Consider the following 22,425-nt stretch of genomic DNA (forward strand, 5'->3'; position numbering starts at 1 on the left):
GCAGCCGCGGCGAAAGACGCTGGTCAGAAGCCCCTTGCGCTCTCGAAGACAATCAACCGATTTTGTAGCGCGGGGCCGGCTTGCCGACCTGCGTTGCGGCAAACAATGCCGAGCGCGCAGTGTCGTAGGTATCCCACAGACTCGCGTCGGCCACCGACGGCCACGTGACGGTTTCGCCCTGATCGAATCCGGACAAAGCCGCATCGACCAGGTTCTCTGTCGTCATCACCGACTCTTTCTGCAGCGCCGAAAGTGGGATGCCGGATTCGTCCCAGATTTCGGTTGCGGTCGATGCTGGAAGGACGAGCTGCACCTTCACGCCGGTCTCCGCGAGTTCCTGCTGGAGTCCACGGCTGTATTGCAGAACGAACGCTTTGGTACCGCTATAGACGGCGCTGACGGGCATTGAGTGGATCGCCAGCACGGAAGCGATATTGACGATGACGCCCTCGTTTCTCGACACGAATGCCGGCACGGCGGCCTGCGTCAGCCGGGTGAGGGCCGTGATGTTGAGCGCGATCTGCGAGCGCGTGTCCTCCGCGGAGGATTGCCCGACCGGCCGCAGTCGCGCGAGACCTGCGTTGTTGATCAGAACGCGCACGGCCGGATCGGTGGCGAGAACTTTCTCGACCCGCGCCAGATCAGCGTCATTCGTCAGGTCCGCAACAATCGACTCGACCTTGGCACCGTGCGCTGCGGATACCTTCGCAGCGAGCGCTTCCAGGCGATCGGCGCGCCGTGCGACAAGGACGAGATCATAGCCGCGAGCGGCAAGGCGGTCGGCGTAGACAGCCCCAATACCGGACGACGCTCCGGTGACAACAGCAACTTTCCGTGAACTGGTCATGTGTGACTCCGTTAGTTTGGTACTCAACTATAATGATTGAGGGCTCAAGTATATAACCGGACGTCGCCCTCTTGTCAACAGTGCAGTACTCAACCATCCTATGCGTATGGGAAAGAAAATTGATTCACTGGCGAACCCAGACGATCTGGATCGGCCAGCTACTGATGAGCGGGATATCCTCGGCGAACTCGCGTGTACGAACACGGCGTTGCGGCGCGCCGCGCGCAGACTGGGCCAGTTATATGACGAGGCGCTGGCGCCGCTCGACCTCAAAGCCACCCAGATCGGCCTGATAGCGGAAATTGAACGCTTCTCCGCCAGCGGCAGTGAACAGGGACCGACCTTGCAGGACCTGGCGGCTCGGCTGGCCATCCAGATTTCGGCTCTAACGCATGCGCTAAGGCCGCTGGTACGGGACGGACTGGTGGAATTGCGCCAGGACGCCGAAGACAGGCGGACAAAGCACGGCGTGCTTACCCGTCTTGGCAAGAAGCGCCTCTCGGAGGCATTGGTGCTGTGGGCTGAAGCGAATAATCGCGTGGAAGACGTGTTGGGCCGCGACTCGGCCGCAACGCTGCGGGCGCTCGCGGACGAGGTGGCGTCCGACGAGTTTCTCGCGGCCTATCACGGGGAATAGCTTCCCGGCCGGTGTCGACTACCGGCCGGTGCTGATCCTTCGGCGCTACGCCGCCGAGCGGCCGCCCAAGTGCTGCGCGAGGAAGGCTTCCATGGCTTCGTAGAATTCGAACTGATTCTCTTCGTTTCGGAAGCCGTGCCCTTCGTTGTCTTTGAGCATGTACTTGACGTCGATCCCACGCTCGCGCAGCGCGTGCACGATCTGGTCGCTCTCGGCTTGCTTGACTCGCGGATCGTTCGCACCTTGCGCGACAAATAGCGGCGTCACGATTCGCTCCACAAAGAATAGCGGCGATGCATCGTGCAGCGCCTGCTTGCCCATTTCGGTTTGCGGGTTGCCGATCATCTCGTACATCATGTCGAGCATCGGCTTCCAATACGGTGGCAACGATTCGAGTAGCGTGAACAGATTCGAGACGCCGACATAATCGACGGCAGCCGCGTAGCGATCGGGTGTGAATGCGACGCCGGCGAGCACGGCATAGCCGCCGTAGCTCGCGCCATAAATGCCCACGCGCGCCGGGTCGGCCAGACCTTGCGCGACGAGCCAGTCGATACCGTCGTCGATGTCGTTTTGCATCGACTTGCCCCATTGCCCGAAGCTCGCCTCCCAGAACGCGCGTCCATAGCCCGTCGAGCCACGGAAGTTCAGCTGCAAGACCGCATACCCGCGATTGGCGAGCAATTGCGCTTCGGAGTTGAAGCCCCACGAATCGCGCGCCCAAGGTCCGCCGTGCGGATTGACGATCAATGGGAGCGGGCTTTTCGGCTTTTGCCCGCGTTCGATGCCCGCGGGCAATGTCAAATATCCGTTGATCTGCAGACCGTCGCGCGCGACGAAGCGGATCGGTTCCATGCGCGCCATGTCCGCGGTGTCGAGCCAGGGCATGAGCTCAGTGAGCCTGGAAAGATGACGGCTGGCGATGTCGTATGTCCAGATCGAGCCCGGCGAAAGGTCGCTCGAAGCGTGCACGATCGCGCGCGACTCGTCGCGTGTGATGCTCGTGACCGCGATTTCCTGACCGGGCAACTGACGACCCAGGTCCTCGTGGATCGAGCGAGCCCATTCGTCGAAGAAGTGCCGATGCATGCGGTCATCGACATACCACGCGGCCGTCAACACGCGCCGGTGTTTTGAATAAGCCAGTCCGCTCACATCCACGTGTTCGGTTTCGAACAGCAGTTCGCCTTCCTGCGCGGTTTGCGGGTCGAACTCGAAGATGGCCGTCTTGTCCCGGCCTCGATTGGAGAGCACGTACAAACGCTGATCGTCGAAGGTGAAGAACAGCGGCGACACCGTTTCGCGAAAGTTCGTCGTCAGGATCGGGCGGAACGGTTCGGTCTCGGTATCGCGATAGAGCAGGGTCGTGTTGACGCCGTCGGAGGCGGTCGCGACGCGCAGGCACCCGGCGTGATCGGTCATCCAACCCATGATGTTGCCGGGGTTTTCAGCGATCGGGGTGAACGCGCCGGTGACGACGTCGACGCGGAACACGTCGAACACCTGCGGATCGCGCCGGTTCATCTGAATCAGGATATGACGGTCATCGTCCCTGAGATCGTCGACGATGCTCGCTTTGACGCCGTCGAACGGGGTCAGGTCGACCGGCTCGCCGCCGTGGATCGGCACCGACAACACGTGAAAGTTTTCGTCGCCGCCAAAGTCCTTGACGAACAGAATGCGGTCGTTGCCTTTCCAGGCGTGCCCCGGCACGTCGCGTTCGGATTCGTTGGTCAGCGCCTGCGCATCCCCAAGCGGCGAGCCATCGAGGCCGATTTCCTGAACGAAGATGTTCTGGCGGCCCGCGTGCCGAGTCAGAAACGAGAGATGCCGGCCGTCCGGCGAAATCGTGAACTGGTGTTTCTCGGGCCTGCGGAAAAAGTCGCGTACTGAATAGAGCTTGACGGTCCGGTCACCGGCTTCCTGATCGTTGACGGCACTCATGCATTTCTCCCCAAAAGCCCCATTTGACCATGCGCATCAAACCTGCGTCTTATTCGCGCGGCGCAAGCAGGCAATCCGTCAGACTGATTGCCATTCTGTTACGCTGACACCCAGATTACGATTGGTGTGAAATAAAATATTCAACGAAAGCCATCGTTCTCGATACGGTAAACGCCAGAGAACTTCATTGTCGACCGATTGTATGGTTAACACCGATTTAAACGTAAACGAACAAAAAGGAACATCGAATCTGTTGTTTTGATTTCCTTTCAGAAAAAGGGGCGCGCTTTGCCGTTCGCCCCAAGACGTACAAAAAGGCACCCGCAGCACCGGAGACGCACTAGAACAAAGGAGAGCGATTTGGTCTTGGAACTGGAGCGGGTGACAGTCGTTTCGGGCGCTCAGACGCACCTGTACGGCGTCGATCTGCGGCTTGTCCCCGGCGCGATCAACGTGTTGCTTGGACCGACGCAAGCAGGCAAGACCACCCTGATGCGCGTGATGGCCGGACTCGACCGCCCGGCTTCGGGCCGGGTGTTGGCCGACGGCAACGACGTGACCGGCGTCAGCGTCAGGCAGCGCAACCTCGCAATGGTCTATCAGCAGTTCATCAACTATCCGGCCATGACGGTGTTCGACAACATCGCGTCGCCGCTGAAGCTGCAAAAGACGGCCGCCGACGAAGTCAAAAGGCGCGTCCACGAAGTCGCCGCCAAACTCCATATCGATCACCTGCTGCAACGGCGTCCGGGCGAACTGTCCGGCGGCCAGCAGCAGCGTTGCGCGCTGGCGCGGGCGCTGGTCAAGCGCTCGTCGCTGGTGTTGCTGGACGAACCGCTTGTCAATCTCGACTACAAGCTGCGCGAGGAATTGCGCGTCGAACTGGCGACGTTGTTCGCGGACGGCAAAACCACCGTCGTCTACGCGACGACCGAACCGCTCGAAGCGCTGCTGCTCGGCGGCTACACGGCGATCGTCGACAAGGGGCGTGTGCTGCAGCACGGCCCGACGCTCGATGTGTACAACGCGCCCGCCAATATCGACGTCGCGGCCGTCTTCAACGACCCGCCGATGAACATGCTCGCCAGCGATCTCACCCCCGAGGGCACCGCGCGCCTGCCGATCGGCATCGACGTGCCGCTCGGTCGGGCCAGCGCGCGCGCTGTCAGCGCGAACGAAACGTTCCGCATCGGCGTGCGGCCCGGCCATCTGCGACTCGCGCCTCGGACGCAGCGCTCCGTTGCCGTGCCATGCCGGCTCGAACTGGCCGAATTGAGCGGCTCCGAAACCTACCTGCATCTGCACACGCGGCAAGGCGGCATCGATCTGGTCGCGCAACTGCAAGGCGTGCATCAGATCGATCTCGGTACGGAACTCGACGTGTACATCGACCCCGACGAACTGTTTGTGTTCGGCGCGGACACGACGCTGGTGTCTGGCCCGGAGGCCGCTCATGGCGCGCATTGAGTTCCAGAATCTCGCGCACGCTTACGCCCCCAACCCCGCCACGCTCGACGACTACGCGTTGCAACCGATGAGCATGGTCTGGGAAGACGGCGGCGCGTATGCGTTGCTCGGGCCGTCGGGTTGCGGCAAGTCCACGCTGTTGAACATCGTATCCGGGCTCGTGACGCCGTCGGAAGGGAAGGTGTTGTTCGACGGAAGCGACATCACAGCGAAGAGCCCGCGCGAGCGCAACATCGCGCAAGTGTTCCAGTTCCCGGTGATCTACGACACGATGAGCGTGTTCGACAACCTCGCGTTCCCGCTGCGCAACCGGAAAATGTCGGCACGCGACGTGAAACAGCGCGTTCACGAAGTTGCGGAAATTCTCGACATGACGCGCGAATTGCCGCGCAAGGCGAACAATCTGTCGGCGGATGCGAAGCAGAAAATCTCGCTGGGACGCGGCCTCGTGCGCAAGGACGTCGCCGCGATCCTGTTCGATGAACCGCTGACCGTCATCGATCCGCATATGAAGTGGATCCTCCGTCGCCAGTTGAAGAAGATTCATCAGCAACTGAAGCTGACGCTGATCTACGTGACGCACGATCAGGTCGAGGCGCTGACCTTCGCGGATGAAGTCGTGGTGATGACGAACGGCCGCGTCGTGCAGAAGGGTGATCCGGGTGCGTTGTTTTTGCGACCCGATCATGCGTTCGTCGGCTACTTCATCGGTAGTCCGGGGATGAATCTCTGCCCGATCGAGCTGAACGCCGACGGCATCAAGATCGGCACACAGCACTTGCAACTCGACTCGCCTACGCTCGAAACGCTGAAGCACGCCAACGGCACGCTGACGCTCGGCATTCGCCCGGAGTTCGTGCGTGTGGTGAGCGATGGTGAACCCGGTGCGGTGAAAGCACACCTGCTGCGTGTGCAGCAACTCGGCAATTACCAACTGGTCACCGCGCAATGCGATGGCCACGTCTTCAGGGCCAAGGTCGAACCGCATCTACGCGTCGACGAAGGCGCGGTCTGGTTGAAGCTCGCCACAGCGGAAACCGTGTTCTTCAGCAACGATGAAAGGATCACGCGATGAACAAGCCCGTCAACCAGAAGGCTTGGCTGCTGGTCGTACCGGTGTTCATCTGCGTCGCGTTTTCCGCCATCTTGCCGCTTATGACGGTGGTCAACTATTCGGTGCAGGACATCATCAGCCCGACGCAGCATGTGTTCGTCGGCACCGAATGGTTTCGCGCAATCATCAACGACGACGACCTGCGCGGCGCGCTCGGGCGGCAGATTATCTTCTCCGCCTGCGTGCTGCTGTTCGAGATTCCGCTCGGCGTCGGCCTTGCGCTGGCGATGCCCGCATCCGGCTGGCGTGCGTCGGCGTCGCTGGTCGTGCTGGCCATGCCGCTGCTGATTCCGTGGAACGTGGTCGGCACGATCTGGCAGATTTTCGGGCGGCCGGATATCGGTCTACTCGGTTATGCCCTCAATCACGCGGGCATCGAATATAACTACACGGCCAGTCCCGGCGCCGCGTGGATCACGGTGCTCGTAATGGACATCTGGCATTGGACACCGCTCGTCGCGCTGCTCTGTTATGCAGGCTTGCGCGCGATTCCAGACGCGTTCTATCAGGCCGCCGAAATCGACGGCGCAAGCCGCTTCGCCGTATTCCGCTATATCGAGCTGCCGAAGATGCGCGGCGTGTTGATGATCGCCGTGCTGCTGCGCTTCATGGACAGCTTCATGATCTATACCGAGCCGTTCGTGCTGACGGGCGGCGGCCCAGGCGATTCGACCACGTTCCTGTCGCAATACCTGACGCAAAAAGCGGTCGGCCAATTCGACCTCGGTCCGGCGGCGGCGTTTTCGCTGATCTACTTCCTGATCATCCTGTTGCTGTGTTTCATTCTCTACAACTGGATGGAGCGCGTGGGTAAAGGCGGCCCGGCAACCACGGGAGACGACTATGCGCAATAACCGCTGGATGCGCGTCGTCGTGCTGACGGTGTACATCCTGTTCGCGCTGATTCCGCTCTACTGGATGCTGTCGATCTCGCTGCGCACGAACGAAGAGACGATGTCGGCGTTCGCGATCTGGCCGCATCACGTGACGCTCGACAACTACAAGGTCATCTTCACCGATTCGTCCTGGTACTGGGGCTATATCAACTCGATCATCTACGTGCTGATGAACACGGTGATGTCGGTGCTGGTCGCACTGCCCGCCGCGTACGCGTTCTCGCGTTATCGGTTTCTCGGTGACAAGCACATGTTCTTCTGGCTGCTCACCAACCGGATGACGCCGCCCGCGGTGTTCCTGTTGCCGTTCTTCCAGCTGTATTCGAGCGTGGGTTTGATGGACACGTATATCGCGGTCGCGCTCGCGCACATGCTGTTCAACGTGCCGCTCGCGGTGTGGATTCTCGAAGGTTTCATGTCGGGCGTGCCGCGCGAAATCGACGAAACCGCCTACATCGACGGCTATACGTTCCCGGCCTTCTTCATCAAGATTTTCCTGCCGCTGATCAAGTCGGGAGTGGGCGTGACCGCGTTCTTCTGCTTCATGTTCAGCTGGGTCGAACTCCTGCTCGCGCGTACGCTCACCACCGTCAACGCCAAGCCGATTGCCGCCGTGATGACGCGCACGGTATCGGCGGCGGGGATGGATTGGGGCGTGCTGTCGGCGGCGGGCGTGCTGACCATCGTGCCCGGCGCGCTCGTCATCTATTTCGTGCGGAACTACATCGCGAAGGGCTTTGCGATGGGGAGAGTCTGATGCTGACGTGGATGTATTGGACACCGGAAGTGGCGGTCTTTTTCGGCTGCGTCGTGGTGATGCTGGCGGGTATGACTGTGTGGGAAATCCGCTCGCCCACGGTCGAACGCAAAGGCTTTCTGCCGATCGGCACCACGCGTGGCGACCGGCTCTTTATCGGACTGCTGATTGCGGCGTACATCAATCTCGCGTGGATCGGCATCAGCGCGGAACGCGCGAGCGCGTGGCCCGGTTTCGCGGCATCGATGCTCGTGCTGCTGATTGTCATGTGGAAAGGATGAACAGCATTGCGTCCTGAAGGTTTGCGTATCTGGACAGACCGGTTCCGTTGATGCCCCGGGCGGACCTCGGCAGTTGATCCAAGGGGTGCGGAGACACAGGAGAAAGCCATGCAACAGAGGAGACGAATCGTCACGCTCGCCGTGGCAGGGGTCGTCGCGACTGGCTTGACGAGCCACGCAGCGATCGCCGGCACGCCCGAAGCGCAGAAGTGGGTCGACAGCGAGTTCCAGCCGAGCACGCTGTCGAAGCAGCAGCAGATGGACGAGATGAAGTGGTTCATCGATACCGCAGCGACGCTGAAGTCGGCCGGCGTCAAAGAGGTGCATGTGGTGTCCGAAACACTCGACACGCACATGTATGAATCGAAAACGCTCGCCAAAGCGTTCACCGAAATCACCGGCATTTCCGTCAAGCACGACATCATCCAGGAAGGCGACGTCGTCGAAAAACTGCAGACCTCGATGCAATCCGGTCAGAGCATTTACGACGGCTGGATTTCCGATTCCGATCTGATTGGCACGCATTACCGCTATGGCGTGATCATGCCGCTGTCCGACTATATGGCCGGCGAAGGCAAGCAGTACACGAACCCTGGTCTCGACATCAAGGACTTTATCGGCACCAGTTTCACGACCGCGCCGGACAAGAAGCTCTATCAGTTGCCCGACCAGCAGTTCGCGAACCTGTATTGGTTCCGCGCCGACTGGTTCGCGCGCAAGGATCTGCAGGACAAGTTCAAGGCGAAGTACGGATACGATCTCGGCGTGCCGGTGAACTGGTCCGCGTATGAAGACATTGCCGAATTCTTCACGAACGACGTCAAGAACATTGACGGCGAAAAAGTCTATGGGCACATGGACTACGGCAAGAAAGACCCGTCGTTGGGATGGCGCTTTACCGATGCGTGGCTGTCGATGGCGGGCGAAGCCGACAAGGGCATTCCGAACGGCATGCCGGTCGACGAATGGGGCGTGCGCGTCACGCCGGACGGCTGCCATGCGGTGGGCGCGTCGGTCTCGCGCGGCGGCGGCACGAATAGTCCAGCCGCGGTGTTCGCGACCACCAAATACATCGACTGGCTGAAGAAGTTCGCGCCGCCCGAAGCCTCGGGCATGACGTTCAACGAAGCGGGACCGGTACCGGCGCAAGGCAAGATCGCCCAGCAGATCTTCTGGTACAGCGCATTCACCGCTTCGATGCTGAAACCCGGCAACGTGACCAACGCGGATGGCACGCCGAAGTGGCGGATGGCGCCATCGCCGCACGGTCCGTACTGGAAGGACGGCATGCAGAACGGCTACCAGGACGTCGGTTCGTGGACCTTCTTCAAGTCGACGCCGCCGAACCAGCGTGCCGCCGCGTGGTTATACGCGCAGTTCGTCACGTCCAAAACCGTCTCGCTGAAGAAGTCGATTACCGGTCTCACGTTCATCCGCGATTCCGATATCCATAGCGACTACTTTACGAAGAACGCGGACAAGTACGGCGGACTGATCGAGTTCTATAGAAGTCCGGCGCGCGTCGCCTGGACGCCGACCGGCAACAATGTGCCCGATTATCCGAAGATGGCGCAACTGTGGTGGAAGAACGTCGCGACGGCCGTCGCCGGCGAAAAGACGCCGCAAGCCGCAATGGACAATCTGGCGAAGGAAATGGACCAGGTGCTGGCCCGTTTGCAGCGCGCGGGGATGAAGGTTTGCGCGCCGGAGTTGAATCCGGAAAGCGATCCGGCGAAATGGCTGTCGGATCAGCACGCACCGTGGAAGAAGCTGGCAAACGAGAAGCCGAAAGGCGAAACGGTCAAGTACGACCAACTGCTGACTGCGTGGAAACAGGGGAAGGTGCGGTAAAGGTGGCGATGCGGTAACACGAGAGGGTTTGATGCGGGCGGCCTGTTCAGGTCGCCCGCATCGTTTCAATCTTGGGAGGCGTACATCTCACCGTTTCGACCAGGGCGCCATCGCTTCGAACACACCGTCACGTCTCACTAGCGCATGCAGAAGCGCCGCCGCCAGGTGCAGCACGATCAGCGCGAAGAAGCACAGCGCGAGCGTCCTATGCGCGTTCCACAGCAGCGTGTGCAAACCGTTGCTATGCGGCAGGATGGACGGCAAATGCATTCCGAACACCACGACCGGATAATCCGCGGCCGACAGCATGCCCCATCCGATCAGCGGAAGCCCGATCATCAGTAAGTAGAACGCCAGATGCGACAGGCGCGCGGCGAGTTTCATCGGTTCCGGCATCGACGCCGGCAGCGGCGGGGCGCCCCGCGTTAACCTCACCACCAGCCGAATCAACGCCAGCACGAGAATCACGATGCCCAGCGGCTTGTGGATGGACACCAGAGAAAGATAATCCGGGCGAACAGTGGACACCATCCCGACGCCGATGAACAGCATCGCCAGAATGCAAATCGCCATGAGCCAGTGAAGCGCGCGTTGCAGCGGTGTGAAGCGATCGTGGATCGGGCTCATGGCGTGGCTCCTCCCGGATGGCGCGGATAGTCCTTATCCTCGGCGGTCCGCCGGTTGAACGATACGGAATAGGCGGCGGAGCGCGCGGCCGGAAACGGATCGTCCGAGACGTGCATGCCCGATGGCAGGACGGTGGGATCGAAGTTGAGATCGCGACACGGCCCGTTGGCCTCGGGCTCGATGGCGTTGACCACCAGCGTCCCCGCGTCTACCTTGCGCCGATCTTCCGGCCAGGCTTTGCTGGGGTCAGCGGTCGGGTCGCCGGGATTGGCGACCGTGACGACCAATGTCCAGCGTTGCGGCGCGCTTTGCACCCGCTGCGTGATATCCGCGGCGAGGAAGTCGGCGCCTTTCGCCTTCAACTGGTCAGGCGATACCGCTTCAGGCTGCGCGGTGGGCACGAAGGACCAGCGCACGGCCTGGTCTTCTCCCGCGGCATTGGTGAAGATGAAGCTATTGAGGCTGTTGTACCGGTCCTGCGCGTACGAGGCCGTCCACGGCGCGCTGCCGGCCCACCCGACAAACGTGCCGAACTCCGGGTGCGCGGCGATAAAATTCTTCATGGCGTCCGGATCGCTCTCGTTGGCCGAGGCCTGAAGCAGACCGTAGAACGCCTGCGGCGTGGCGACCGGGAAGAAGGGAGCGTCGATCATCGCCGTGCGCCATTCGCTTCCATTCGGCGCGACGATGCGCAGGCTGAGGCCCCGCACCCGGACCGTGGCGTCCGGCGCTTTGGGATCCGCCGTAGCGAGGTTGAAACGTCCCGTGACCGGGTACGAGCCAGGCGTGAACATCGGCGCCTTGGACAGGGCCGCAGCTCCGCCATTCGATTCGAAGCTGCCAGTAAAGCAGATGCCCTTGGCGTGATTGCGCCGGAAGCCGAGCGCTGCGCCGCCCGGCGGCGCCAGCCCATTGACGATCTTCGCCGGCGTCAGGCGCCCCGGCGAGAGCCAGCCGGCCGTAAAGGCGAAGGCCGCGACCAGCGCGATCACGACGATTGCAATCAGGACCAGCGAACGGAATGTGGAGGCGTTGGAAGTCGGTCTGTCGGCCATCGAACTCTCCCGATCAATGATTCGGCTGAGTAGAAATCTAGCAGGGTGGGGGCAATAGTGCCATTGGTTGGTGGAGTGTGCTTGGTGGGCGGAGGGCGGGGTTCGGTCGGCACCAGGTTGGCGCGTGCATCAACCGAACGCTCACCGAAGAACACTATTCGGCGTCGTGCTGAACGACATGAACCGCGCGATGGACCACCTGCCATCCGGTTGGCGCTTAAAAATATCCATCCCTGCCTCGTGCGTCACGCTTTGCTCAGCACCCTTGCGTGCTGTCAGCGTCCAGAACAGCCGCACTACGGCGATATCCCCGGAAACGATGATCTCGCGGATGTCCGGGCTATCGTAGTGCAGAGTCAACTCAGGCTTCGCCAGCAGCGCGGCGAGCTTCGTGCAGAGCGTATCCCGGTTACCATCGAGCACTTCAGGGACGGTTGAAACCAGGTCAGGCGCAAACACATCGCAGACGCCCGCTGCATTGCGGGCGTTGAATGCCTCTGCCCAGCCTCGCAGCCGTTCCGTGATGGCGGCCTTGTCGGAACCTGCGTCAGCGCGAGCCGGAGTCGCCATGACAACGCCCGCTAATACCGCGGTAATCGTAAGCAGCCGTCTGATCATCGGAATTCTCCAAACCAACAGAATCCGCTTCCACTCAAAAAATAACAACCATCCCCTCAAGAACAGCAGCGCATTGCCGATATTGCGAGAAGAGCGCCTACGGTTTGAATGTTCCGCTGTCCCGGCCGGACAGGTGTATGCTGGCCAGTCCGCAAAAAAAAATGGCATCTAATTAGCCGCATTCAAAGTGACCCAATAGCAGGATCGCGTCGCCGGCGTCATTGCTGGGAAAATTGAATGTGGTACTCAAGTCATCTTCGTACGACGGAGACACTGTGATTCGACATTGCCTCGGGGGTTTGCTACTGGCGCTAAGCTGCATGGGTAGCGCTATGGCCGCGGGTCCCGAATGTTCGCGTTCGTTTACGCTAGCTTTACACGATCACGGTCTGCTCTATTCCGTCGACACGGACACCGGGATCGACAAGGACTTCGCTGACGAGTTGATCCGCCGCAGCGGTTGCCAGATCAGAGTCAGCCTGATGTCGCGGGCCCGGATCTGGAAGCTGATTGAATCCGGCGGACTGGATTTCAGCCTGTCGGGCATTGCCAACGACGAGCGCAATGAGTACGCGGATTTCGCCTGGTACTTCAGCAACAAGTACTATCTGTTGGTGCGCAAGGACGCTGGAATTCATCGTTTGTCCGATTTCGAGCACAACGACCAGTTTCAGCTCGGCGTGATCCGCAGCTTCCGCTACAGCGAGTCGGCCAACCGTCTGGTCGACAAGTTGTCGGCCGAAAACCGCGTCAGCCAGGCCGGCGGTCTGGATCCGCTGTATCAGGCGCTGATTCTCCGACGCATTCAAGGCATGATCATCGAGCCTTTCGATTACCCTGCGATCGATGAAAAGAAAATCCGCGACGTGACCACCATCGTGGAATTCGACGACCCCGCCGTTCGTCACGGCCTCATCATGTCGAAGAAGGCACTGCCGCCGGCCGAGCGCGAAAAGTGGCGCGCCCTGGTGAATGAGATGCGCGCGGACGGCACGGTTCGGCGCATCTTCGAGAAATATTTCAAACCTGACCTCGCCGATTCGATGGTCGATTTCAAGACGCAGCCGTGAACTGGGCGCGCCTCGTCCTGCTTCCGCTATTGGTCCTGTCCGCGGCGCTTAGCGTGACGTGGATGCTTTGGGACCATGAGCGGGAAGCCGCCCGTCATGAACTGCTATCCCAGTTCAACTATTCCATGGGCGATGCGGTCAGCCGGATCGAGCAGCGCATGGGCACGTATGAACTCCTGCTACGCGGCGTGCAAAGCCTGTTCGCCGCTAGTGGAGAGATCGACCGGGATCAGTTCCGCGACTATGTCGGCACGCTCAATCTCGACGCCAACTTCTCCGGTATCCAGGCCATCGGCATCGTCGCATGGGTGCCGGCGACGCAGAAGGTCGAGCATATTGCGGCTCTCCGCCGGCAGGGGTTGCCCGACTACGCGATCGAGCCCAAAGGCTCGCGCGAGAACTACGCGCCCATCATCCAGCGCGAGCCGTCCGCCGGCATCAATCGGGCGGCGCCCGGTTTCGATGCCTGGGCCGATCCCGTGCGGCGGCGCGCCATGGAACAGGCGCGCGATTCCGGCATGGCGACCCTTTCCGGGAAAGTCCGTCTGTCGGTGGACGCCGGCAATGCTCGCCCCGGATTCATCATGTACCTGCCGATCTACGCACGAGGCCAGCCGCAAGATAGCGTCGCCCAGCGCCGCGCGCACCTGGTCGGCTGGGTCTATGCCTCGTTCCGCATGCACGATGTCATTGCCAGCCTGTACGGCGAGCAACCGCCCGGCCTCACGATCGCTATATACGATGGCGTCGAAACGTCGGCCGCCGCGCTGTTGCACAAAACGCCTGAGGCGCCCGGTCATCATCTGGCTGCGGATATGTCGGCCAACGAATATCTGGTTGTCGGCGGACATGACTGGACACTGTCGATGAGCGCCCAGGACGACTTCAAGGCTCGCTTCGGCCGCAACGCAGCCCTCCCGATTGCCAGCACCGGCACAGGCCTCAGCCTGTTGCTGGCGCTGCTCACCTGGCTGATGATGACCGGCCGCGGCCGCGCGATGCGGCTTGCCTCGGCAATGACAAAAGAATTGCGCGAGAACGAAGAGAAATTCCGCGCGATTGCCGACTGTACGGTCAACTGGGAAATCTGGTGGGGACCCGACGGCAAGCCGCGCTGGATCAATTCGGCGGTGGAGGCGTACATCGGATATACCGTCGACGAGTGCATGACAATGCCGGACTTTGCCGGCACCGTGATTTGTCCCGAGGACATTCCCCGCGTTGCACCCGAGTTTCAGAAGGCACTACAAGGCTTGCGCGGCGACGACCTGGAGTTTCGCTGCGTTCGCAAGGACGGCTCGCTCATGTGGCTGTCCGCGTCCTGGGTTCCGATTACCGATTCCAAGGGCGAGTTCATCGGCTTTCGCACGAGCGGCCGCGACATTACCGAGCGCAAACAGGTCGAGGCTGAACTGCGAATTGCCGCTGTCGCCTTCGACTCGATGGAGCCGATGATGATCACCGACGCGAGTGCCACCATTTTGCGCGTGAACTCGGCTTTCACCGAATGCACCGGCTATACGGCCGAGGAAATCGTGGGCCAGACACCGCGCGTGCTGCGCTCCGGCCGCCATGACGCCGCATTCTTCCAGGAGATGTGGGAAGCGATTCATCGCGCCGGTGGGTGGCAAGGGGAAATCTGGGATCGCCGCAAGAACGGCGAGGTGTATCCGAAATGGCTCACGATCTCCGCCGTGATGAGCGACGACGGAATCGTCAGTCACTACGTCGGCACGCATCACGACATTACCGAACGCAAGATCGCGGAAGAGCGAATCAAGGAATTGGCCTTCTTCGACGCACTGACCCGGTTGCCCAATCGCACCCTGTTGCTGGATCGCCTGAGGCAGGCAATCACGGCCAGCGCGCGGAACGAAGCGTGTGGCGCCTTGCTGTTCATCGACCTGGATCACTTCAAGACGTTGAACGATACCTTGGGTCACGACAAAGGCGATCTGCTGCTGCAGCAAGTCGCGCAGCGTCTGGCGGACAGCGTGCTCGAGAGCGACACCGTGGCCAGAGTGGGCGGCGACGAGTTCGTGGTGGTGCTCGGCAACCTGCACAAGAACCGGCAGGAGGCGGCCAACCAGACGGAGGCCGTGGGCGAAAGAATTCTCGCCGTTCTGGGTAGTCCCTATCACCTTGGCAAAATCGAATACCGCACTAGCGCAAGCATCGGCGCCACCGTGTTCAGAGGGCATCAGGCGTCGATCGACGAGCTTCTCAAGCAGGCCGACCTCGCTATGTACAAGTCCAAGGAAAGAGGACGCAATGCCGTGCGTTTCTTCGATCCGGACATGCAGACCGTCGTGGTGCAGCGCGCCGCGCTGGAAGCGGGGTTGCGCAATGCCATCGAGGACAATCAGTTTCTGCTCCATTATCAGGCGCAGGTCGTCGGTACTCGTGTAACCGGCGCGGAAGCGCTGGTGCGCTGGCAGCATCCGCAGCGCGGTGTCGTGCCGCCTGCCGAGTTCATTCCGCTGGCCGAAGAAACCGGATTGATCCTTGCGCTGGGAAGCTGGGTGCTGGAGGCTGCCTGCGCGCAACTGGCGCAATGGGCTGCGCGGCCGGATATGGCGCATCTCACGATTGCGGTCAACGTCAGCGCCCAGCAGTTCCGCGAAGCTGACTTCGTGGACAACGTATTGACGATCATCGCTCGAACCGGCGCGCGGCCCGACAGGTTGAAACTGGAACTGACGGAGAGCGTGTTGGTCGACAACGTGCAGGACATCATCGAGAAGATGGGCGCGCTGAAAGCGAAAGGCATTGTCTTCGCACTGGACGACTTTGGCATCGGCTATTCGTCGCTGTCCTATTTGAAGCGACTGCCGTTGGACCAGTTGAAAATAGACCGCTCATTCGTGCGAGACGTGCTCGTCGATCCCAACGACGCTGTGATTGCCAGGACCATCGTGGCACTGGCGCGCAGCCTCGGTTTGGGCGTGATCGCCGAAGGAGTCGAAACGGAGGCTCAGCGGGATTTCCTCGCGGCAGCGGGATGCTACGCGTATCAGGGCTATTATTTCTGCCGCCCGATTCCCATCGAGGGTTTTGAAGCGATGTTGAGCAGCGTCGAGACGCGTCAGTGCGTGGCGGAGTGAGTGAGAGATAAAATGACGCGTCATCAGTAGCGCAACGTTGACGCAAGCGCTCGTAGAAACATAGCCTCGGCGTCTGGGCGATCCATACACTTCGTGCGGTTTTCGCCCTCTACATACCTCGGCGTCTTCCTACAAGCGCTTGCGGCAACCGTCTACGAAACCTCGCTCGGTGTCACCTCGAGATTCTGTCATCAACCGTATAACGAACGTATATAACCGCAGGGTGAATGCTGTTAATACGGCGTATCGAAACGCGCGACGAGTCCCGGATGCAGCCAGGTCAATCTGTGGCGCATGTCTCGCTGTTTCGCTCAACCAGCATGCCTTCTTTATCAAGAAGCTCGTGCTTTATACAAGGGATTTAGGTACAGGCCGATATCATCGCTCCGCTTGATGCCACTGCTTTAAAGCCAGGCGTCATTCTTGGGAGAAAAATCATGTTTGATATTGGAAAAGAGTATTCTCGGGAAGATATTCATCGGGTGACGGGAGGATGCAAACAGGCATTCTTGCCCGTGAAGGGCGGCAAGGTCGTCGCTGCGCGATTGCGTCAGGATCTCAACCCGTATGCACCGGATGTGATCGTCTGCGATGGCAGCGCCGCTGCACGAGCGGCAGGCCGAACGCTCGCGCGACAGACCGACCCACTGCCTGTTTTTGTCCGAACAGCGACTGATCGATTCCGTTACATGGGCGAGTACGTCACCGAGGAATCGTTTACTGCTCCGATCGACTACGCCAAGTACGTGCAGAACACTGGCTTTACGCTTGGTCAGATTTCGCGCGTGATCAAGATGAAGCGCCGTTGATCTCAACGGAAGCTTCGATTCGGAATCGTCTTTTCGTCGGTTGGGTTGCGGCTCGTGCCCAACCGGCGATCATCGATCACACGCTTGAATGCGTGCGCCGTACCAATGTCGTACGACGCGACACGTTTTACAGATAGCTGCAGACGTAGTCGAGTGTTTCGATCACGTCGATATCGAAGCGGCTTTTCCCGGGCACCGAAAACGACTCGCCCGCACCATACGTCTTCCACTCGTCACTGCCTTCGAGGCGGATGCGGCATTGGCCGGCCTGCACTTCCATGAGTTCCGGCGCATCAGTGCCGAAGTTCAGCGCGCCGGGCAGGATCACGCCAAGCGTTTTGCGCGTGCCGTCGGCAAAGAGAACGGTGTGCGAGACACACTTGCCGTCGAAGTAGACGTTGGCTCGTTTAACAATGGAAACCTGATCGAATTGCGTTGCGGCCGTCATGCCAATCTTCCTCTGGGTTGTCGTGGGTGGATGCGTTTGCGCGGACTTCAGGTCGGACGCAAGCCCGCCATGATACAGGCGGCGCGCGCGCCAGTCGTCGATTGCGCCGCAAGAGGTGGAGCAGCCGGCGGCCGTCAACCACCGTCTAGCCGATGATCTTCAGATGCTCAGCCAGGATAGTGCTGCCAATACCAATCAGCACGACGCCACCCGCCAACTCTGCACGCCTACCGGCCACATGCCCGATGACACGGCCAAGCATCACACCGATCGTGACCATTGTCATGGTGGCGAGCCCGATCGCGGCGGCAGTGGAATAGATGTTGACGTCCACGAAGGCGAGGCCCGCACCGACCGCCATGGCATCGATACTCGTGGCAAAGCCGGTCAGCGCCAGTAACCAGAACGAATGAGTCGACGGCTTCGCCGCCTCGATTTCCTTGGCGGCAAAGCTATTGAAAACCATGCGGGCGCCGAGGACCAGCAACAGCGCAAACGCGATCCAGTGATCCCATGCGGAAACGTATTGCGCTGCAGCTTTGCCGAGGAACCATCCGACCAGGGGTGTCAGCGCTTCGATGACGCCGAAGATGAGTCCCGTCCTGACAGCCTCACGCCAATGAGGACGTTTGAGCGTGGCGCCTTTGCCGATTGCGGCCGCAAAGGCGTCGGTGGACATGGCGAAAGCAAGGAACAGCGTTGCGACAGGATTCATGAGAGGAGGGCTCGAGGTCGGGCGGAAAACCGCGACACACCTCCGCGCCCGACCGGTCGCGTGGTGTGTCGATGGTCTTGCCAACCAAAGGGCTACCTGCACCACGGTCTGCGCGACCGAGAATGTTGACGCAGGCGCTTCTGGGTAGAAGCCGGCTACTCCCCAAAGACAGGTGCGAGCATATCACACCGAAAGCCTTATGTAATACGGATCGCGCCTCGCGTATGTGGAGACGAAATAAATCTGTCGCCACTTCATGTATCAGTAGCGTGGCAATCGGCCGATGGTATATGTTGAATTAGTGGCACACCGTCCTTCAGGAAAAGAGACAGGTCACGTTCGCGGAAGGCAGGTACGCAAAACATCAGAACAATACGAATGCGCGTCCGGCGACAGGGCAACGGGACGCCCGTTCCTCGTACGGAAGTTGCTTCGGCGGCGCTGACTGTTGCGTGGGGACGCAGGCGACTCCTCGAAAAAAACGAGGCCTGACAAGAGCATGAATCGGTTCCGCACGTGCATCGGCCAATGCCAATTGTTGCACCGCGAGAACGCGAAACTGGAGCGAGACATGAGCCAGTCAGTATCCGCCGCGCCCGATGCGGGCCATTCCGGCGGGCGCGGGCATCAGCGGCCGGCGATGCCCGCACTCGCGCTTGCAGCATTGGGTGTGGTGTATGGCGATATCGGCACCAGTCCACTCTATACGCTGCAGACGGTGTTCGATCCAGTCAACGGACTGTCGCTCAACGCGCTAAACGTGGTCGGCATTGTCTCGCTGATCGTCTGGTCGCTGATCGTCGTCGTCTCGCTCAAATACGTCACGTTAATTCTGCGCGCGAACAATCACGGCGAAGGTGGGATCATGGCGCTGCTGGCGCTGGCCGCGTCGTCGGTTGCCACGCGGCCGCGCTTGCGCCATATGTTGCTGGGTGTCGGCATCATGGGTGCAGCACTCTTTTACGGCGACAGTGTGATCACGCCGGCGATCTCGGTGTTGAGCGCGGTCGAGGGTCTTCAGGTCGCCGCGCCGTTTCTCAAGACCTGTGTGATTCCCGTGACGCTGGTTGCGCTGGTCACATTGTTCCTGATGCAGAAGCGCGGCACAGCCGGTATCGGCATCGTGTTCGGACCGGTAATGGTGCTCTGGTTCATCGTGCTTGCCGTGGTGGGCGTCATCAACTTGATGCGCGCGCCCGCAATTCTCGTCGCGCTCAATCCGCTCACGGGGCTGGCGTTTTGCCTGCATCATCGGTGGCTGGCGTTCGTTGCTTTGGGTGCGGTCGTTCTGTCCTTGACCGGCGCGGAAGCGCTCTATGCGGACATGGGACATTTCGGCGCGAGGCCGATCCGGCTGACGTGGTTCGGCCTCGTGTTTCCCGCGCTTGCGTTGAACTATCTGGGGCAGGGCGCGTTGCTGCTTGCCGATCCGGGCGCGCTGCAAAATCCGTTCTACAAACTGTTTCCGCAATGGGCGCTGTATCCGATGATCGTGCTGTCGACGGTCGCGACCGTGATCGCGTCGCAAGCCGTTATCTCCGGCACGTATTCGATGACGAAGCAGGCGATGCAACTCGGCTTTTTGCCGCGCATGAATGTCGTCTACACGTCGGAAAGAGAAATGGGGCAAATCTACGTGCCAGGCATCAACTGGACGTTATTGGCCGCCGTCGTGGCGGCTGTGCTCGGCTTCGGTTCATCCACGGCGCTCGGCTCCGCGTACGGTATCGCTGTCACCGGCACGATGCTGATTACGACGATCCTGACGTTCTTCGTCATTCGCTACGCGTGGCATTACAACTGGCTGCTATGCGTGTTTGCGACCGGTTTCTTCTTCGTGATCGACGCGGCGTTCTTCTCCGCGAATCTGCTGAAGCTCATGCAGGGCGGCTGGTTCCCGCTCCTCGTCGGGCTGATCATCTACACGATCATGGCGACCTGGGGACGAGGCTGGGAGATGATGCGTGCCGAAGCGCGCGTGAGGGCCGGGACGATGCCGCTCAAGCCCTATCTGGCCACGTTGTTGAAGGACTCGCCGATGCGATGCGGCGGCACGGCAATCTTTCTATCGCCCGATCCTGATGGCGTGCCGCATTCGTTGATCAACAATTTGATGCATAACCGCGTGCTGCACAAACGTGTCGTTTTCGTGACCGTGAACAATGAGGAGATACCGTGGGTGCCTACGAGTGAGCGCGTGAGTGTGCACCCGCTAGATTCGGACTGCTACCAGGTCACGATCACGTATGGTTTCATGGACGAGGTCGACTTGCCGCGCGCGCTTGAAATTTGTAAGTCGCAAGGTTTGACATTCGAGCCGGCGGAGACTTCCTACTTCCTTAGCCGTGCGACCTTGGTGCCCACTCGTGATAGCGGCATGGCGATGTGGCGGGAGCGTTTGTTCTCAGTCATGTTGCATAACGTGGGTAACGTTGCGGCTTATCTGAAGCTGCCGGCAAATCGAGTGATTGAGTTGGGGGCACGCGTGGAGATTTGAAGATTGCATAAGAACGCGAGCAAAAGGCATCGTCCGCAGGCACGAGAGAATCAAACATTCACTTTGCTTTTAATTCGGAATACACTGAATTTGCTATTCCTCTTTTCTTTACCCGCTAGTCTTCAGTAACAGATGTTTTTGTCGTGCTCCGCGAGCCGAAGCAAACCGAGTCGGCTCGTTCCCAAACACCATTTGAACGGGACGACTCATCATGGCTGATACGAGCTACATGGCACGAAAATCCGTCGCCGATATTGTAGGAAGCGCCGACGCGGAAGAAGGCCACGCACTATCGAAAACACTCGGCGCAACCAGCATCACGGCGATGGGCATTGGCGCGATCATCGGCGCCGGCATCTTCGTTCTGACCGGCACCGCCGCGGCGCAATTCGCCGGCCCGAGCATCATCCTGTCATTCGTACTCGGTGGCATTGCGTGCGCGTTCGTCGGCCTCTGCTATTCGGAGCTGGCAGCGATGTTGCCCGTATGCGGCAGCAGTTACACCTACACGTATGCCACGCTGGGTGAAATTTTCGCGTGGATCATCGGCTGGGACTTGATCCTCGAATATGCGATGGGCGCCGCCACTGTCGCGGTCGGGTGGTCCGGTTATATCGTGAGCTTGCTGCATAACGTGGGGATCAATATCCCGCCCGATCTAGCCACCGCACCCGGCACCATCATCAAGCTACCCGATGGCACCACCGCGACAGGCATCATCAATTTGCCCGCGATCGTGATCATCGCCATTCTCACCACCATGCTCGTGCTCGGTACGAAGGAATCAGCACGGCTCAACAACGTCATGGTGGCGGTCAAGCTGACCGTGGTGGTGGCCTTTATCGCGCTCGGCATGTTTTTCATCAAGCCGGCGAACTGGCATCCGTTTATTCCCGCGAATACTGGCGAGTTCGGCAACTTCGGCATGAGCGGGATTCTGCGTGGCTCGGCCGTGGTGTTCTTCGCGTTCATCGGATTCGATGCGGTCTCCACTGCCGCACAGGAAGCGAAAAAACCGCAACGGGACATGCCGATCGGCATTCTGGGGTCGCTGATCATCTGCACCATTTTGTACATCCTCGTCGCGGGTGTTCTCACTGGACTCGTACCGTACGCTGAACTGAATGTTCCTGATCCGATCGCGAAGGGCGTGGATGCGATTGGCCTGAACTGGTTCTCGATTCTGATCAAGATCGGTGCGCTGACAGGACTGACCACCGTGATCCTCGTGCTGCTGTACGGGCAGAGCCGCATCTTCTTCACGATGTCGACGGACGGCTTGCTACCGCCTCTTTTTGCACGAGTTCATCCGCGTCTTCAGACGCCTCATTTGAGTCAGATTCTGATTGGCACGGTCGTCGCAATCGTGGCGGCGCTCACTCCGATCAGCGTGTTGGGGGAGATGGTTAGCATCGGCACTTTGTTCGCGTTCATTCTTGTGTGCGGCGCCGTGATCTATTTGCGGCGCAGTGACTCTGATGCCACACGCCCGTTCCGGGTTCCTGGTGTACCGATCGTGCCGGTTCTGGGGATCCTGTTTTGCCTGTTGCTGATGGCCGGGCTGCCGCTCGTCACGTGGGTGCGGCTTGTCGTGTGGCTTGTGATCGGGATGACCATTTATATTTCTTATGGTCGCAATCATTCGAAGTTGCGCTTTCCTGAGCGGCACTGAGAGGGCGGTGGCGCCG

At 60.3% G+C, this 22,425-nt stretch carries 19 protein-coding genes and 1 riboswitch; of the genes, 12 read left to right on the plus strand and 7 right to left on the minus strand.

From position 1 onward, the window contains the following. Positions 1-52: 52 nt before the first annotated feature. Positions 53-847, minus strand: a complete 795-nt coding sequence (locus tag ACQKRQ_RS33855; RefSeq protein WP_427481790.1) for an SDR family NAD(P)-dependent oxidoreductase — start codon at positions 845-847, stop codon at positions 53-55. 106 nt (positions 848-953) lie between these two features. Between ACQKRQ_RS33855 and ACQKRQ_RS33860 the strand changes: the two genes are divergently transcribed. Beyond that, a complete protein-coding gene (locus tag ACQKRQ_RS33860; RefSeq protein WP_132383817.1) occupies positions 954-1,484 on the plus strand; it encodes a MarR family winged helix-turn-helix transcriptional regulator in 531 nt (176 codons plus the stop codon). Positions 1,485-1,529: 45 nt separating this feature from the next. On the opposite strand, the gene ACQKRQ_RS33865 is transcribed toward ACQKRQ_RS33860, so the two are convergent. After that, entirely contained in the window at positions 1,530-3,428 is a 1,899-nt protein-coding gene (locus ACQKRQ_RS33865; RefSeq protein ID WP_427481793.1) for a S9 family peptidase, read from the minus strand. 360 nt (positions 3,429-3,788) lie between these two features. On the opposite strand from ACQKRQ_RS33865, the gene ACQKRQ_RS33870 reads away from it, so the two are divergent. From ACQKRQ_RS33870 to ACQKRQ_RS33895, 6 genes are all read left to right on the plus strand, one after another. After that, the gene (locus ACQKRQ_RS33870; RefSeq protein ID WP_408287088.1) at positions 3,789-4,895 is read left to right on the plus strand and encodes an ABC transporter ATP-binding protein; all 1,107 of its coding nucleotides are present in this window, start codon (positions 3,789-3,791) and stop codon (positions 4,893-4,895) included. Continuing rightward, positions 4,882-5,970: an ABC transporter ATP-binding protein gene (locus ACQKRQ_RS33875; protein ID WP_427481795.1), complete on the plus strand. Its 1,089-nt coding sequence runs from the start codon at positions 4,882-4,884 to the stop codon at positions 5,968-5,970. The genes ACQKRQ_RS33870 and ACQKRQ_RS33875 overlap by 14 nt, the downstream gene beginning before the upstream one ends. Next, positions 5,967-6,863, plus strand: a complete 897-nt coding sequence (locus ACQKRQ_RS33880) for a carbohydrate ABC transporter permease (protein WP_132383825.1) — start codon at positions 5,967-5,969, stop codon at positions 6,861-6,863. Before ACQKRQ_RS33875 ends, ACQKRQ_RS33880 begins: the two co-directional genes overlap by 4 nt. Next, entirely contained in the window at positions 6,853-7,662 is an 810-nt protein-coding gene (locus ACQKRQ_RS33885; protein ID WP_132383827.1) for a carbohydrate ABC transporter permease, read from the plus strand. The genes ACQKRQ_RS33880 and ACQKRQ_RS33885 overlap by 11 nt, the downstream gene beginning before the upstream one ends. Continuing rightward, complete coding sequence (locus tag ACQKRQ_RS33890) at positions 7,662-7,943, plus strand: DUF2160 domain-containing protein (RefSeq protein WP_132383829.1); 282 nt, start codon at positions 7,662-7,664, stop codon at positions 7,941-7,943. Before ACQKRQ_RS33885 ends, ACQKRQ_RS33890 begins: the two co-directional genes overlap by 1 nt. A gap of 108 nt (positions 7,944-8,051) precedes the next feature. Next, positions 8,052-9,794, plus strand: a complete 1,743-nt coding sequence (locus ACQKRQ_RS33895; RefSeq protein WP_132383831.1) for an ABC transporter substrate-binding protein — start codon at positions 8,052-8,054, stop codon at positions 9,792-9,794. Between the two features lie 87 nt (positions 9,795-9,881). Here ACQKRQ_RS33895 and ACQKRQ_RS33900 read toward each other — a convergent pair whose 3' ends face one another. From ACQKRQ_RS33900 to ACQKRQ_RS33910, 3 genes are all read right to left on the minus strand, one after another. Then, the gene (locus tag ACQKRQ_RS33900) at positions 9,882-10,421 is read right to left on the minus strand and encodes a cytochrome b (RefSeq protein WP_408178546.1); all 540 of its coding nucleotides are present in this window, start codon (positions 10,419-10,421) and stop codon (positions 9,882-9,884) included. Beyond that, complete coding sequence (locus ACQKRQ_RS33905) at positions 10,418-11,476, minus strand: catalase family peroxidase (RefSeq protein WP_427481799.1); 1,059 nt, start codon at positions 11,474-11,476, stop codon at positions 10,418-10,420. Before ACQKRQ_RS33905 ends, ACQKRQ_RS33900 begins: the two co-directional genes overlap by 4 nt. Positions 11,477-11,617: 141 nt before the next feature. Further along, positions 11,618-12,094 (minus strand): YybH family protein, encoded by a 477-nt coding sequence (locus ACQKRQ_RS33910; protein ID WP_408287092.1) that lies wholly within the window; start codon positions 12,092-12,094, stop codon positions 11,618-11,620. Between the two features lie 320 nt (positions 12,095-12,414). Here ACQKRQ_RS33910 and ACQKRQ_RS33915 point away from each other — a divergent pair, with 320 nt between their 5' ends. From ACQKRQ_RS33915 to ACQKRQ_RS33925, 3 genes are all read left to right on the plus strand, one after another. Further along, positions 12,415-13,164: a substrate-binding periplasmic protein gene (locus tag ACQKRQ_RS33915; RefSeq protein ID WP_408178549.1), complete on the plus strand. Its 750-nt coding sequence runs from the start codon at positions 12,415-12,417 to the stop codon at positions 13,162-13,164. Beyond that, positions 13,161-16,268 carry a bifunctional diguanylate cyclase/phosphodiesterase gene (locus tag ACQKRQ_RS33920; RefSeq protein WP_132383841.1) on the plus strand — a complete coding sequence of 1,036 codons (3,108 nt, stop codon included), beginning with the start codon at positions 13,161-13,163 and terminating at the stop codon, positions 16,266-16,268. The genes ACQKRQ_RS33915 and ACQKRQ_RS33920 overlap by 4 nt, the downstream gene beginning before the upstream one ends. Before the next feature lie 437 nt (positions 16,269-16,705). After that, the gene (locus ACQKRQ_RS33925) at positions 16,706-17,077 is read left to right on the plus strand and encodes a hypothetical protein (protein ID WP_132383843.1); all 372 of its coding nucleotides are present in this window, start codon (positions 16,706-16,708) and stop codon (positions 17,075-17,077) included. A 127-nt stretch (positions 17,078-17,204) separates the two neighbouring features. On the opposite strand, the gene ACQKRQ_RS33930 is transcribed toward ACQKRQ_RS33925, so the two are convergent. Both ACQKRQ_RS33930 and mntP read right to left on the minus strand, forming a co-directional pair. After that, complete coding sequence (locus ACQKRQ_RS33930) at positions 17,205-17,525, minus strand: pyrimidine/purine nucleoside phosphorylase (protein WP_116122394.1); 321 nt, start codon at positions 17,523-17,525, stop codon at positions 17,205-17,207. Between the two features lie 145 nt (positions 17,526-17,670). Then, positions 17,671-18,240 carry a manganese efflux pump MntP gene (gene mntP, locus ACQKRQ_RS33935; protein WP_408178552.1) on the minus strand — a complete coding sequence of 190 codons (570 nt, stop codon included), beginning with the start codon at positions 18,238-18,240 and terminating at the stop codon, positions 17,671-17,673. Between the two features lie 9 nt (positions 18,241-18,249). Continuing rightward, a riboswitch (yybP-ykoY riboswitch) is annotated at positions 18,250-18,416 on the minus strand. Positions 18,417-18,811: 395 nt separating this feature from the next. Between mntP and ACQKRQ_RS33940 the strand changes: the two genes are divergently transcribed. Together ACQKRQ_RS33940 and ACQKRQ_RS33945 are read left to right on the plus strand one after the other, a co-directional pair. After that, positions 18,812-20,737 carry a potassium transporter Kup gene (locus tag ACQKRQ_RS33940; RefSeq protein WP_427481803.1) on the plus strand — a complete coding sequence of 642 codons (1,926 nt, stop codon included), beginning with the start codon at positions 18,812-18,814 and terminating at the stop codon, positions 20,735-20,737. 211 nt (positions 20,738-20,948) lie between these two features. Further along, positions 20,949-22,409: an amino acid permease gene (locus ACQKRQ_RS33945; protein WP_132383851.1), complete on the plus strand. Its 1,461-nt coding sequence runs from the start codon at positions 20,949-20,951 to the stop codon at positions 22,407-22,409. Positions 22,410-22,425: the final 16 nt, after the last annotated feature.

Source organism: Paraburkholderia sp. NPDC080076, assembly GCF_050281145.1.
Lineage (GTDB): Bacteria > Pseudomonadota > Gammaproteobacteria > Burkholderiales > Burkholderiaceae > Paraburkholderia.

Coding starts and splice junctions, on each gene's coding strand:
- ACQKRQ_RS33855 (WP_427481790.1), bottom strand. CDS start 847: ATGACCAGTTCACGGAAAGTTGCTGTTGTCACCGGAGCGTCGTCCGGT.
- ACQKRQ_RS33860 (WP_132383817.1), top strand. CDS start 954: ATGGGAAAGAAAATTGATTCACTGGCGAACCCAGACGATCTGGATCGG.
- ACQKRQ_RS33865 (WP_427481793.1), bottom strand. CDS start 3,428: ATGAGTGCCGTCAACGATCAGGAAGCCGGTGACCGGACCGTCAAGCTC.
- ACQKRQ_RS33875 (WP_427481795.1), top strand. CDS start 4,882: ATGGCGCGCATTGAGTTCCAGAATCTCGCGCACGCTTACGCCCCCAAC.
- ACQKRQ_RS33880 (WP_132383825.1), top strand. CDS start 5,967: ATGAACAAGCCCGTCAACCAGAAGGCTTGGCTGCTGGTCGTACCGGTG.
- ACQKRQ_RS33885 (WP_132383827.1), top strand. CDS start 6,853: ATGCGCAATAACCGCTGGATGCGCGTCGTCGTGCTGACGGTGTACATC.
- ACQKRQ_RS33890 (WP_132383829.1), top strand. CDS start 7,662: ATGCTGACGTGGATGTATTGGACACCGGAAGTGGCGGTCTTTTTCGGC.
- ACQKRQ_RS33895 (WP_132383831.1), top strand. CDS start 8,052: ATGCAACAGAGGAGACGAATCGTCACGCTCGCCGTGGCAGGGGTCGTC.
- ACQKRQ_RS33900 (WP_408178546.1), bottom strand. CDS start 10,421: ATGAGCCCGATCCACGATCGCTTCACACCGCTGCAACGCGCGCTTCAC.
- ACQKRQ_RS33905 (WP_427481799.1), bottom strand. CDS start 11,476: ATGGCCGACAGACCGACTTCCAACGCCTCCACATTCCGTTCGCTGGTC.
- ACQKRQ_RS33910 (WP_408287092.1), bottom strand. CDS start 12,094: ATGATCAGACGGCTGCTTACGATTACCGCGGTATTAGCGGGCGTTGTC.
- ACQKRQ_RS33915 (WP_408178549.1), top strand. CDS start 12,415: ATGGGTAGCGCTATGGCCGCGGGTCCCGAATGTTCGCGTTCGTTTACG.
- ACQKRQ_RS33925 (WP_132383843.1), top strand. CDS start 16,706: ATGTTTGATATTGGAAAAGAGTATTCTCGGGAAGATATTCATCGGGTG.
- ACQKRQ_RS33930 (WP_116122394.1), bottom strand. CDS start 17,525: ATGACGGCCGCAACGCAATTCGATCAGGTTTCCATTGTTAAACGAGCC.
- mntP (WP_408178552.1), bottom strand. CDS start 18,240: ATGAATCCTGTCGCAACGCTGTTCCTTGCTTTCGCCATGTCCACCGAC.
- ACQKRQ_RS33940 (WP_427481803.1), top strand. CDS start 18,812: ATGAGCCAGTCAGTATCCGCCGCGCCCGATGCGGGCCATTCCGGCGGG.
- ACQKRQ_RS33945 (WP_132383851.1), top strand. CDS start 20,949: ATGGCTGATACGAGCTACATGGCACGAAAATCCGTCGCCGATATTGTA.